This window comes from Ottowia thiooxydans DSM 14619, assembly GCF_000422885.1.
Lineage (GTDB): Bacteria > Pseudomonadota > Gammaproteobacteria > Burkholderiales > Burkholderiaceae_C > Ottowia > Ottowia thiooxydans.
Genome location: NZ_AUGX01000009.1, coordinates 374,789 through 388,052, shown reverse-complemented (window position 1 = coordinate 388,052; position 13,264 = coordinate 374,789). Strand labels below are relative to the sequence as shown.

General features: G+C 58.9%; 12 protein-coding genes. All 12 read right to left on the bottom strand.

All coding sequences use genetic code 11. The annotated features are described in order from the left end of the window. Window positions 1–272, bottom strand: a 272-nt coding sequence (locus tag G518_RS0107690; protein WP_028602028.1) for an IS5 family transposase, incomplete at its 3' end; no start/stop codon positions are given. 504 nt (window positions 273–776) lie between these two features. Next, entirely contained in the window at window positions 777–1,541 is a 765-nt protein-coding gene (locus G518_RS0107685; RefSeq protein WP_028602027.1) for an enoyl-CoA hydratase, read from the bottom strand. 123 nt (window positions 1,542–1,664) lie between these two features. Further along, window positions 1,665–2,534, bottom strand: coding sequence for an acyl-CoA thioesterase (locus tag G518_RS0107680; RefSeq protein WP_028602026.1), 870 nt, complete (start codon window positions 2,532–2,534; stop codon window positions 1,665–1,667). A 145-nt stretch (window positions 2,535–2,679) separates the two neighbouring features. After that, a complete protein-coding gene (locus G518_RS0107675) occupies window positions 2,680–3,888 on the bottom strand; it encodes an acetyl-CoA C-acyltransferase (RefSeq protein ID WP_028602025.1) in 1,209 nt (402 codons plus the stop codon). 11 nt (window positions 3,889–3,899) lie between these two features. Then, the gene (locus G518_RS34310) at window positions 3,900–4,430 is read right to left on the bottom strand and encodes an endonuclease domain-containing protein (protein WP_245597919.1); all 531 of its coding nucleotides are present in this window, start codon (window positions 4,428–4,430) and stop codon (window positions 3,900–3,902) included. A gap of 154 nt (window positions 4,431–4,584) precedes the next feature. Next, on the bottom strand, window positions 4,585–7,002 hold the full coding sequence (locus G518_RS0107665) for a 3-hydroxyacyl-CoA dehydrogenase/enoyl-CoA hydratase family protein (RefSeq protein ID WP_028602024.1): 2,418 nt from the start codon (window positions 7,000–7,002) through the stop codon (window positions 4,585–4,587). Between the two features lie 34 nt (window positions 7,003–7,036). Beyond that, window positions 7,037–7,471, bottom strand: a complete 435-nt coding sequence (locus G518_RS0107660; RefSeq protein WP_028602023.1) for a DUF2147 domain-containing protein — start codon at window positions 7,469–7,471, stop codon at window positions 7,037–7,039. A gap of 32 nt (window positions 7,472–7,503) precedes the next feature. Continuing rightward, window positions 7,504–9,300, bottom strand: coding sequence for an acyl-CoA dehydrogenase C-terminal domain-containing protein (locus G518_RS0107655; protein WP_028602022.1), 1,797 nt, complete (start codon window positions 9,298–9,300; stop codon window positions 7,504–7,506). A 42-nt stretch (window positions 9,301–9,342) separates the two neighbouring features. After that, window positions 9,343–10,002: a TetR/AcrR family transcriptional regulator gene (locus G518_RS34305; protein ID WP_051236199.1), complete on the bottom strand. Its 660-nt coding sequence runs from the start codon at window positions 10,000–10,002 to the stop codon at window positions 9,343–9,345. A gap of 328 nt (window positions 10,003–10,330) precedes the next feature. Next, the gene (gene slmA / locus G518_RS0107645; RefSeq protein WP_036593836.1) at window positions 10,331–11,005 is read right to left on the bottom strand and encodes a nucleoid occlusion factor SlmA; all 675 of its coding nucleotides are present in this window, start codon (window positions 11,003–11,005) and stop codon (window positions 10,331–10,333) included. 152 nt (window positions 11,006–11,157) lie between these two features. Next, window positions 11,158–12,051, bottom strand: a complete 894-nt coding sequence (gene argB / locus G518_RS0107640) for an acetylglutamate kinase (protein WP_028602020.1) — start codon at window positions 12,049–12,051, stop codon at window positions 11,158–11,160. Window positions 12,052–12,132: 81 nt separating this feature from the next. Beyond that, window positions 12,133–13,242 (bottom strand): glycosyltransferase family 4 protein, encoded by a 1,110-nt coding sequence (locus G518_RS0107635; protein WP_028602019.1) that lies wholly within the window; start codon window positions 13,240–13,242, stop codon window positions 12,133–12,135. Window positions 13,243–13,264 lie beyond the last annotated feature (22 nt).

The following is a 13,264-nucleotide window of genomic DNA, read 5'->3' as shown; positions in this document are numbered from 1 at the left end:
AGCGACACTGCCTCGATCTTGATGCGCACAACTTGGGCCTGCTGAAGCTCGGCAAACACACGATCGAGCACGCCACTCTTGGACCAGCGACTCATGCGCGTGTAGATGGTGTGCCAGTTGCCCAAGCGCGCGGGCAGGCCACGCCATTTGCACCCGTGCTCAGCAACATAAAGAATCGCATTCAACACGTCCAAATTCGAGACACCTACATTGCCGCGCTGTACAGGAAGGCAGTGCTCGATCTGGGCAAACTGGGCTGGTGTGATTTCCATGGATGAAGTATCTCTGGCCACCCAGGGGTAACTCAATTAGTGTTAACACGCCCTAGTTCACGAAGCAAGAGCATCTTTCAGTGCTCTTGCCCGCCCCTTGCCCTGTGCTCCTCGGCACGGCCTCAAGGGGTGGGGAACTTGATTCGGGCCATTGCTTCGCTCGGCCCTGCAATCGTCAGTCGCAAGCGAATGGTTTTACTCCCTCTCCCGCAGGCGGGAGAGGGTTGGGCGGGGCCGGCCAACCGTTGAGGGTCAGCGTCTCAATCACCGACGTCCTTTTTCGGTCCACAACGGAAGGATTATTTCGGACATCATGCCCGCCAAAAAGAGCTAATTCGCAACCACCGCTTGCCCTCACCCCAGCCCTCTCCCAGAGGGAGAGGGAGCAAGATCAGAAGGCCGCGGAGCAGGCCATGCGCGGAACGCCATGGACGGACCTGCGCCGGCCATCAGCGTTGTCCCCCTGGGGGGAAGGCACCGAAGGTGACTCAGGGGGGCTCAACGTCACAGCTTGCTGAAGTCCGGGTAGCGCTTCTCCATGAACGCCGTCATGGCTTCGCGCGCGGCAGGCTCGCCCAACATGCGGCCGAAGCTGGCGGCCTCTTCGCCTATGCGCTTGAGCACCTCTTCCTGCTGTCCGCCTTTCATCAGGCGTTTGGTTTCGATCAGGCTGGCCAGCGGCTTGGCCGCCAGTTTGCGTGCTTGGGCCTGAGCCAGACCGTTGGCTTCCGAGGGAGGCACGATCCGGTTGACCAAGCCCACCTCAAGCGCCGCTTCAGCAAAGAACGGCTCGCCCAGCAGCAGAGCTTCGGCAGCCCGGTGATAGCCAAACATGCGTGGCAGCAGCAAGCTGGAAGCGGCTTCCGGGCACAAACCCAGGTTGACGAAGGGCATGGAGAACGCGGCGTTGTCGCCCGCGTAGACCAAATCGCAGTGCAACAACATGGTGGTACCAACCCCCACCGCCGGTCCACACACCGCAGCCAGCATGGGCTTGGGGAAAGTGGCGATGGCGCGCAGAAAACGGAACACAGGTGCATCCATGCCCTGCGGTTTGTTGGCAAGAAAATCTTGCAGGTCGTTTCCGGCGGAAAACACAGTTTCATGGCCCTGGAAGACGATCACGCGAGTGTCGGCATCGCCCGCAGCCTTTTCGATGGCGTCGGCAAGCGCCTCGTACATGGACACCTTGATGGAGTTCTTGCGCTCCAGGCGGTTGAAGGTGAGCGTCAGCACGCCAGCATCGAGATGGGAAAGAATTTCAGACATAGAAGACCTGGAAAGGGTTGTTAAGTGCACTAGTGGCACGCCTGGGATGCACGAGGATGAAGCAAGCCATAAGAGCGTGTTGCCGTTCTAAGGCCGCATGGTACGACGAGCGCGCGCCATGCCTCACTCTTTGTAATAGACGATCTGGTGCGTGGTGGCTAGTAGATGGCCGGCCTCACTCCATAACTGAGCGCTCTGGTCGAAGAAGCCGTTAAAAAACGACTGCGAGCGCGCCTGACCGAATAGGAAACCATCGCCGGTAGCGGCCAGTTCTTCAAGGCCGGCATGGTAGTACACCGTCAAGGACACAGTGCCGATAGGTGTCATGCGCGCGCGACGCTGCCAGATGCGAGGAAAAAACGCGTCCGCCAGCGCGGTGAGGCTGGCGTAGTCCAGCACGCGCGGAGGATTATCGCGCAGCCATAGCTGGGTGAGGCTGTCAGCTTCCGCGTCGTCCCAATGCTTGGGAATCGACCCCGCCACCAAGCGCATGTCATAGCGATTAACCCAGCGCACGCGGTCCATGAGAGGCTGGCTGGCTACGCTGGAGGGCGGCAAAGCGGCGGGCATGGGCTCATCCACTGCGCTCCAGGTGGAACGCCTGACAGCGGTGACCGCTGTGGCTGTGAGCATGACGGCATCGACCCCATTGGCGCCTGTCTGCCACAAAGTCACCGCCCAGTGCTGCGTGGATCGGTTGGTACGCATGGGCCGAGCCTCGACCCGAAAGGGACCATCCACCAAACCCGCGGCGAAATTTACCGTTAACGATATCGGCTCGCCCAAACGTTGCGGATGCTGCAGTACCGCCTGCAACGCCTGTGCTGCTGTGACGCCTCCGAACGGGCCGACCATGTTCGCATAGTCCGAATGCGTCCGACCGTCGAACTGACGCGGCAGATCCGTTCCATGCTCGTCAGCGCTGGGGGCCAGGGGCACCAGCGCCATGGCTTCGTCAAATGGATGGTTGGCAACCTGGGACGTGCGAGTCATGCTGGTCTTCCTCACCTTTTTTATGTTGAACGGTACGACCCCCTATGACACCACAGCCCGGGGTGCCGGCCGTGGGTCACTGCGGACATCTAGTGCATTCGCAATGCATGGCCGCGTCGCCTACGCAGGCCGCGCTACCAGCGCATCACACCCTTTCGAAGATTCCCGCAGCGCCTTGCCCCATGCCTACGCACATAGTGACCATGCCGTATTTCTTATTGTGCCGGCGCAATGCATGTACAACGGTTGCAGAGCGGATGGCTCCTGTGGCGCCTAGCGGGTGGCCGAGGGCGATCGCGCCGCCCATGGGGTTGACTTTGGATCTGTCCAGGCCCAAGGTGTTGATCACCGCCAGCGATTGAGCGGCAAAGGCCTCGTTCAACTCGAACCAGTCGATGTCATCCTGTTTGAGACCGGCATTGCGCAAAGCAGCGGGGATGGCTTCGATGGGGCCAATCCCCATGATCTGTGGTGGAACGCCTTTGGCGGCGTAGCTGACGAAGCGTGCCAACGGAGTCAGGCCAAAACGCTTGACCGCCGATTCGCTCGCCAGGATGAGTGCGCCGGCACCATCGCTGGTCTGCGAGCTGTTGCCTGCCGTCACCGAGCCGCGGGCGGCGAACACGGTGCGCAGCTTGGCAAGGCCTTCCATGGTGGTGCCCGCACGCGGGCCTTCGTCAATATTCACTGTGCGCAGTGCTTGGGAGACCTCGGCGGTCTTGAGGTTCACGCTCCGCTCGATCACCTCGACCGGCAGAATTTCGTCCGTGAATTCTCCGGCTTTCATCGCCGCCAGAGCCTTCATGTGTGATTCGTACGCGAATTCGTCTTGCTGCTCGCGGGAGACTTTCCACTGCTGCGCGACTTTTTCAGCCGTGAGGCCCATGCCGTAAGCGATACCGTAATCGTCGACGTTGTTGGTGTTCGCAAAGATGCTGGGCGAGAGGGAGGGCGCGTTGCCCATCATAGGCACCATGCTCATGCTTTCGACGCCTGCAGCGATCATGACGTCTGCCTCGCCTACGCGGATGCGGTCTGCTGCCATCTGTACGGCCGACAGGCCGGATGCGCAGAAGCGGTTCACCGTGATGCCGCCCACGCTTTTGGGCAGGCCGGCCAGTACCGCGCCAATGCGTGCGATGTTCAGGCCTTGCTGCGCTTCAGGGATGGCACATCCGCAGATGATGTCTTCAATGGCCGCAGGGTCAAGCCCTGGAGTCTGTGCCACTGCTGCGCGCAGAACATGGGCCAGCAGGTCGTCTGGGCGGGTGGATTTGAAGTAACCCTTGTGCGAACGGCCAATGGGGGTACGGGTGGCGGCGACGATGTAGGCGTCTTGGATTTGTTTGGTCATGATCAATGTCTTCAGCTATTGAACGCTGTCTCTCGCATACGTGAGACAGTGGGGGCACCCGGCTCAAGGGTAAGAAGAGCGGCACGTTTTTCAGCAACTAGTCTGATTTTTTCCAGAACGGCTTCTGTTTCACGAAGCACCTCATGACTCCAGAAACGGAGCACATTAAAGTCTTCTCGCGACAAGGCCTTACTGCGATGGCGATCTCGATCAACTGCCTCAGGAGCAGCATGCTGGCCACCGTCGATTTCAATCACGAGACCGATTTCTAAACAAGCAAAATCGGCGTAGTAGCCGACGATGGGGCGCTGACGTCGAAATTTCAGCCCCAACAGACGACGATCACGCAACTTGCTCCAGAGCATGCCTTCCGCGTCAGTTTGAGACTGGCGTAGCGCGCGAGCGCGCACCCTCACCCCAGCCCTCTCCCGCACGCGGGAGAGGGAGTTTCGGGGCAGAGCTCGATTCAATGGAACTGCTTGAATCGCTTGATCCAATGGAATCGCTTGACCCAATGGAATCGTTTGATCGAATGCAACCACTTGATCCAACGGAACCGCTCGATCCAATGGAAGCACAGAAGACTCTCGCTCGGCTTGAACGGTTGCGGGTCTGGCGATCGTCTCGTTGCTAGAGTGCATAGGGGGGTCTTGCCCCCTCTCCCGCGCGCGGGAGAGGGTTGGGGTGAGGGCCTGCTCAGTTCCTGACCGGTTTGCCCGTCGACAGCATTCCCATGATCCGCTCGTGCGTCTTGGCATGGCCAAGCAGCGAAGTGAAGGCCTGGCGCTCAAGGGTCATCAAGTACTCCTCATTCACCATGGTGCCCGGATCGACGTCACCGCCAGTCAATACGTTGGCGATCAGGCTGGAAACGTGGAAATCATGCTGGCTGATAAAACCGCCATCACGCATATTCACCAGTTGCCCCTGAATGGTCGCCTTGCCATCGCGGCCAGCCACTGCAAACTGCTTCTTATGAGGCGGTCGATAACCAGCGCGGTGCATCGCTTTGGCTTCATTGGTCGCCACGTAAAGCAGTTCGTCCTTGTTAGGCACCACCACATCGCTCCACAATAAATACCCAAGCTTGCGAGACTCAAGCGCGCTGGTGCCCACCTTGGCCATGGCAGCTGCTGTGAAGCCTTCGGTCAGGAAGGGCAGCAGGTCCTTGCCGGCGCTGGCTTGCGAGTTCTCGTAAGCGCGGCGGGCTAGATAGGTCAAGCCGCCTGCACCAGGCACCAAGCCGACACCCACTTCCACCAAGCCGATGTAGCTTTCCATGATGGCCACACGACGCGAAGAATGCACTGCCAGCTCGCACCCGCCTCCTAGCGCCATTCCGCGAATGGCCGAGATCACAGGCACGTTGGCATAACGCACACGCAGCATCAACTCTTGCAGCTCTTTTTCCATGGAGTCCACCAACCCAGCACCCCCTGCCACGTAACCGGGCAACATGGACTGGAGATCAGCACCGACGGAAAAAGGATCATCCTCGGGCCAGATGACCAAGCCCTGGAATTGGCTTTCTGCCAGATCCACGGCTTGCATCAGGCCTTCACCAGCCTCGGGGCTGATGACACGCATCTTGGTCTTCAACGTGGCGATGAGCACCTCGTCATCAAGTGTCCAGATACGGACGGCACCCGTCTCGTGCAAGGTCTTGCCTGCGGTGGCGGGGCGGGGACCACCCTCTCCCAACAACAATTCAGGAAAGAGCTGCCGTTCATACACCGGCAGCTTGCGGCGAGGCTCAAAGCGGCCGCTCGCAGGATTCCACGAACCTTGTTCGGTGTGCACGCCACCAGCTTCGGCGACAGGACCCGTCAACACCCATTCAGGCAGCGGCGCGTTAGAGATCGACTTTCCAGCATCGATGTCTTCCTGGATCATCTTGGCCACTTCCAGCCAGCCAGCTTCCTGCCACAGCTCGAAGGGGCCTTGCTTCATCGCGAAGCCCCAGCGCATGGCCTGATCGACATCGCGAGCTGTCTCAGCAATGCTTTGCAGATGCACCGCTGCGTAGTGAAAGCTGTTTCGCAATATGGCCCAGAGAAATTGCCCTTGTGGCCCTTCAGCGTTGCGCAGCAGTTTCAGCCGCTCCCCAGCAGGCCTTTTCAACATGCGGCCATACACCTCATCAGCCTTCTGGCCGCCAGGCACATATTCGCTTGCAGACAGATCAAAGCGCAGAATGTCGCGGCCGACCTTCTTGTAGAAGCCTGCACCGGTTTTCTGGCCAAGATTCTTCATCTCCAGCAACTTCGCCAACACAGCGGGCGTGCCAAAGCTCTCGTAGAACGGATCAGTCTCAGGACTGAGGCTGTTCTGCAAGGTCTTGATAACGTGCCCTACGGTATCCAGACCCACCACATCAATGGTGCGGAAAGTACCGCTGGACGCACGACCCAGGCGTTTGCCCGTGAGGTCATCCACGACATCAAAGGTCAGGCCGAACTTTTCCACTTCCTTCATGGTGGCCAACATGCCGGCTGTGCCGATTCGATTGGCAATGAAGTTGGGGGTGTCCTTGGCACGCACCACGCCTTTACCCAGCGCGGTGGTCACGAAGGCTTCCAGATCATCCATGACCTGCGGCTGAGTGCCCGGCGTGGCGATCAACTCCACCAGGTACATATAACGTGGCGGATTGAAGAAGTGGATGCCGCAAAAGCGCGGTCGCAATGCTTCAGGAAGAGCCTCGCTCAATTTGGTGATGGACAGGCCCGAGGTATTGCTCGCCAAGATGGAATGCTTGGCTACAAACGGGGCAATCTTGTGATACAGATCGCTCTTCCAATCCAGGCGCTCGGCGATGGCTTCGATGATGAGATCGCAGCCCTTGAGCTTCTTCAGATCATCTTCGTAGTTCGCCACTTCGATCAGATCGGCTTCGTCGCTCACGCCCAACGGCGAAGGCTTGAGCTTCTTCAAATTCTCGATAGCCCTTAAGACGATGCCGTTCTTGGGCACGGGCTTGCCATCCTCGCCAGGCTTGGCTGGCAGATCGAACAAGATGACAGGCACCTTGACGTTAACCAAGTGCGCAGCAATCTGTGCACCCATCACGCCAGCGCCAAGCACGGCGACTTTCTTCACATTGAATCGGGACATTTTCAGCAATTCTTTCTACGGGGGCGGACGCTCGTTACTGGACTCTGGTCCAGGTCTGAGTGCGTCCGAAAGGACCGATGGAGCCGCGCACTTCCAGCTTCTTGCCGGCCTCGATAGGTGTCATGCGCAGGGCGTAGTCACTGCCTTTTTCTGGATCAAGAATGCGCCCGCCTTCCCACACGTCTTTGCCTTCGGCTTTCTTGGCGCCACGAATGATTTCGAGCCCCACCACGGGCTTATCTTTCCGTTCACCGCTGCACTTATCGCAAACCGCGTTCTGGTCTGCATCTTTTCGGAGGATCTTCTCGATCCGACCAGTAAGTACGCCAGCGGACTCCGCAATCACGATCTGCGCCTTGGGCTGCTTGGTGGAGTCATCAATGCTCTGCCAAGTGCCAACAGGCGTCATCTGAGCCCAGGCCCCGCCTGTCGCCAGGGCCAGGGCAGCGACTGACAACCTGGCCGCCATCCATGGCACGAGACCGTGCGTAGGGCGCAAGGTCATGCCAGCGCCTCTTCGGTGTCCAACAGGTTTGCAACGCCTGAACGCGCGGTGCGCATCAGGCTCGCGGTTTCGGGGAACAAGCGCGCGAAGTAAAAACGTGCGGTCTGAATTTTGGCGGTGTAGAAGGGATCGGTATTGCCTTCTGCCTGCTTTTTCAGCGCCACGCTGGCCATGCGTGCGAAGAAATAACCGAACACCAAGTGCCCTGCCACACGCAGGTAATCCACACTGGCTCCACCTACTTCGTCCGGGTTGATGAAACCCTTGAACCCGATCTCAGTGGTGAACTTGGTCATCTGATCAGCCAGGTAGCCCAGCGGGTTGATGAATTCACTCATCTTCTCGTTAACGCCTTCCTCTTGAACAAGAACGGCGATCAGCTTGCCGAATTTCTTCAGCGTGGCACCTTGGTTGCCAAGGATCTTGCGGCCCAGCAGATCAAGCGACTGCACGGTGTTGGTGCCTTCATAGATCATGTTGATGCGAGCATCTCGTACGTATTGTTCCATGCCGGTCTCATGGATGTAGCCATGGCCTCCGAACACCTGCATCGCATGGTTGGTGGCAGCAAAACCGTTGTCGGTCAGGAAGGCCTTGACGATGGGCGTGAGCAACGCGACCAATTCGTCACTTTCCTTGCGCACCTTTTCATCCGGGTGGTAGAGCGCTTTGTCGAGCAACATGGCGCAATAGATGGACATCGCCCGACCGCCTTCGGCATAGGCCTTGGCAGTGAGCAGCATCTTGCGAACATCCGGATGCACGATGATGGGGTCCGCTGGCAGGTCTTTCGCCTTGGGGCCAGAGAGGCTGCGCATCTGCAGGCGGTCTTTGGCGTAAGCCAGGGCGTTCTGATAGGCCACTTCGGTCAGGCCAAGAGATTGATTGCCCACGCCCAACCGTGCCGCATTCATCATCACGAACATGGCTTGCAAGCCTTTGTTCGGCTCCCCCACGAGCGTGCCTACTGCACCTTCCAGGCTCAGCTGAGCGGTTGAATTGCCGTGAATGCCCATCTTGTGTTCCAAGCCGGTGCAAAAGACCGGATTGCGCTCACCCAAGCTGCCGTCTTCATTCACATTGAATTTCGGTACCAGGAACAGGCTGATGCCTTTGCTGCCTTTGGGCGCATCGGGCAGTCGCGCAAGCACCAGGTGAAGGATGTTGGGCGCCATATCGTGCTCACCGGCACTGATGAAAATCTTGTTGCCCGTGATCTTGTACGTGCCATCTCCAACCGGCTCCGCCTTCGACCGAAGAAGGCCCAGATCGGTGCCGCAATGCGGCTCGGTGAGGCACATGGAGCCTGTCCATTCACCGCTGGTCATCTTGGGCAGGTATTTTTTCTGCTGCTCCGGGGTGCCGTGCGCGTGCAACGCTTCGTATGCGCCGTGCGAAAGGCCCGGGTACATGGTCCAAGCCTGGTTGGCGCCATTCAGCATCTCGTAGACGCACTGGTTGGCAACCACGGGCAAGCCCTGGCCGCCATAGGCTGGATCGCAAGACAGCGCCGCCCAGCCCCCTTCTACGTACTTGGCGTAGGCTTCCTTGAAGCCAGTGGGTGTTTTGACTTCGTGCGTGGTCTTGTCGAGTACGCAACCCTCAAGGTCTCCGCCCAGATTCAAGGGTTGAATCACTTCGGAGGCGAATTTGCCACCCTCTTCGAGTATCGCGTTCAGGGTGTCGGCATCGAGATCGGCGTGACGAGGGATGGCCTTGAGTTCATCAACCACATTGAGCACCTCGTACATGACGAACTGCATATCGCGCAGGGGCGGGTTGTAGGTAGGCATGGCTGGCTGGCTCCTTGAAAACTGAGTAGAAAAGAGAAGTGGTTAATTGCTGACGGAATAGCGCGAAAGAATGCTTTCGAAGCCCCGTGTGGCGCGCTCTACCGCGCCGGGAAGATGCAGGAAGCGGGCTTCGTAGTGCAAGGCGAGGATCAGCGCGTGAACCTCAAAGGTGACCTGGCGTTCGTCGATCTCACTGGAGAGATGGTTTTCTTCGCGTGACTGCCGAACGGCGCGTGTCATGGCATCCAGCCACGAACCCACGGACTGTGCGAGCGCGTCGTGCACCGGGCCAGGGCGGTCATCGAATTCGACGGCGCCACTGATAAAAATGCAGCCCGAATCGAGCTCAGCGCCGGTGTGGCGCATCCAGTTGGCAAACATGGCTCGCAAGCGAGGCAAGCCGCGTGGCTCTTGCAGTGCGGGGTAGAACACGTCCCGCTCGAAACGGGCGTAGTACTCGTTCACGACTGAAATCTGCAATTCTTCACGCGAGCCGAAATGGGCAAACACGCCAGACTTGCTCATCCCTATGGCCTCTGCCAAGGTGCCTATGGACAGACCTTCCAGGCCAACCTGGGTAGCCATACGCAGCGCCGCATCCACGATAGCCGCCTTGGTCTGCTGGCCTTTGGGCAGCACGCGTGCCACGGGGGCAGCATCTGCAGGGGGCTTACGACGGGCGACAGGGGAGTTGGAAGACATGAATTAAATAAAACGAACGGTCGTTTTATTTTCCATCATCTGGGTGATCACGCCAAGTCAAAGAGAAGTGTTTGAGGTAAGTATTTACCCGTAATGCTTAAGAATTCTTTGTGGACAAACGCTTAGAGCCATAGCCTCCAAGGCCTTTCGAGCGTGCAATCTGTTTTTCCTTCCCCCGTGGGTGCGCCCGGCGTGGGGGAAGGAGTAAAAACGGCTCACGTCCGCGGGTTCTGGGACTCAAGTCGGCAGGCGCGCCTGCATCAGCCTCTCCCGCATTGCGGGAGGGAGAGTAAAACACCCGCGCGGAAAAGGTTGAAAGGTCGGGTTCTTAAACTGCAGGCGGAGACAGGAGTTTCAGGCTCTCGTCCAGGTGTTCCAGCGGAGAACGTTTGAAATCGGATCGTGCAAACCGTTGGAGGCGTCCCGCGACAAATGCCGCAAGAACCGACGCTCTCACCTGGGCATCGCGTTCCGGAGTCAGGGCCACGGCAGACTCGGGAGTCCCATCGCGCAGGCACTGGCGCAGTGCGGCTTCGAGCTTGTCGAACAGCAAGGTCATGCGTTGCTGCAACCGCTCATGTTCATACACCAGCGCGTCTCCCACCATTACGCGTGTCATGCCTGGGTTTTTCTCGCCAAACTGCAACACCATGACCACGATGCGTGCAGCTCTGCCCCCCCCAGCAGGCTCGCGCTCGCTGATCTGATTGATCAGGCTGAACAAACTGCTTTCAATGAAGTCGATCAAGGCCTCGAACATCTGCGCCTTGCTGGCAAAGTGCCTATACAGCGCGGCTTCGCTCACGTCCAGGCGCGCGGCCAAGGCTGCCGTGGTGATGCGCTCACTCTCCGGACGCTCCAGCATCTGGGCCAATACCTGCAGAATCTGTATTCGTCGCTCGCCCGGCTTCGGGCGCTTGCGAGTGGCCGCTGGGGACAGAGACTGTTCCGTCATATTGGCATCCCGGATGGGCTGGTGAGAGTGTTCTTCAGCTGGCTGCATGATGAATCATTTGTGTCCAAATGATTCCCACACTGTACCAGTGACACGCCGCCAACGGTGCAGCACCCCTACAGCATGCCGAATTTTTCGCTGTATCGCGTGTTGCCAGACTGCACAGGAGTGCTTGCTTGCGAAGCTCGCACTCCTGAAATTCAGGCGCTTTTGATCATGGTCCCGAAGGCTTGATCGGTCAACACTTCAAGAAGTAGCGCATGGGGCACGCGGCCGTCGATGATGTGCACGGCATTCACCCCGCTCTTGGCGGCATCGAGCGCACCGGCGATCTTGGGCAGCATGCCGCCGCTGATGGTGCCATCCGCTACCAGTCCATCAATGCCCGCGGGGGTGAGTTCAGGCAACAGGTTGCCTTGTTTATCGAGCACGCCGGGAATGTTGGTGAGCATGAGCAATTTCTCGGCCTGCAACTCCATGGCAAGCCGGGCCGCGACAACGTCCGCATTGATGTTGTAGCTCTCGTTTTCCGCGCCAAATCCGATGGGGCTCACGACTGGAATGAAGGCATCGTCTTGCAGGGCTTTGACCACGCTCGGGTCAATCTGCTCAATATCCCCCACTTGGCCTATATCGTGCTCGACGCTGGGATCCTTTTGATCGAGCATCTTGAGCTTGCGCGCGCGAATGAGGCCACCATCTCTGCCGGTAAGCCCCACCGCTTTACCGCCAGCCTGGTTGATCAGACCCACAATATCTTGCTGCACTTCGCCGGCCAGCACCCACTCGACCACTTCCATGGTCTCGGAATCGGTCACCCGCATGCCCTGTATGAATCGGCCTTCCTTGCCCAATCGCTTGAGCGCTGCTTCGATCTGTGGGCCGCCGCCGTGGACCACCACCGGGTTGATCCCGACCAGCTTAAGCAGCACCACATCCTCAGCGAAAGCCTGCTGCAGCGCGGGGTCAGTCATGGCGTTGCCACCATACTTGATGACCATGGTCTTGCCGTGGAACTTGCGAATGTACGGCAAGGCCTGGGCCAGGATCTCGGCCTTGTCTCGCGGCGGGATTTGAACGGCATCTGTATTCATGACGGGCTCGGAGTAAGTGAGGTGAAGCGGTGATGATAGTTACTCACCGTGACGAAGCCCCTGTCGGAAAACCATAGGGGCCTATTGGCGAGGGGGCTGGAACACACGTGGTACCTTGAAACGCACCAGCATCACGTAAGCGACCACATAACTCACCGCAAAAAGCAGGCAAAACGCAAGCAGCAAACCGCTGTATCGCCAAAACAACGTGGCCGGCACCACGGTCAGCACAATGAAGCTCCAGAGGTACGGCGCAGTACGGTTATTGCGCTTGAGCATGTTCTTGACTTCGTCTTCATGCAAAACGCTGCGCACCAGGCGCCGGTACACCAGTTGGTGGAGATGCAGCGCATCCGCCATGCCGGGCGAAACACCACGCCACAGCTTGCGGTAGATCGAGAACACCGTTTCCCACACCGGATAGATCAACAGCAGCAAGGGAAACCAGGGCGAGACCGAAGGGTGGCGTTGCACCAGCAGCAAGCTGATGGTGGCAATTAGCAAGCCCCATACATAAGCCCCCGCGTCACCCGCAAAAATGAGTCCACGCGGATAGTTCCAGACCAGGAACCCGGCAGTGGCTGCGGCCAGCGCCATAGCCACCGCAGCAAGTTCGCGGTCCCCCACTTGAATAGCCACGTGCGTGAGCGCCAGGCACACCACCATCGCCACCGCACCCGCTAAACCGTTGTAGCCATCGATGATGTTGAAGGCATGCGGCAAGCCCGTCACAGCCAGCACGGCCAGCGCAACCCCCAGCCAGTGCCAGCGGCTCCAGAAGCCATCGATCCATTCAAAACCCAGGCTTGGCACGGATACGCCTAAAAGCCACCACGCCAACAAGCCGGAACTCAAGGTCAGCAGCAAGCGCCAGCGTACGGTGAGCCGCTGTGTGAGATCCTCCAGGACACCACCCGCGAAGGCGGGCAGCAGCATGAGCAGCCAGCGGAACAAGCTTGAATCGAGATCAATGTTGCCCGCCATTCCCGCCCATTGCAATGCCGGGAGCGCCGCGAGCGCCAAGGCCCAACCCATCAGCAAGCCCACCCCCCCCATGCGGGGTACATGCCCTAAATGGAATCGTTGAGGCGCATCCGATGCGTAAAAGGCTGAGGAACGGATAAACACCCGGCGCACCCATAAGGTAAACACCAGGGACAACACAAAGGCAAGCAACGCGAGGGAAATCATGTGTGTGGGTCACCGAATCCGG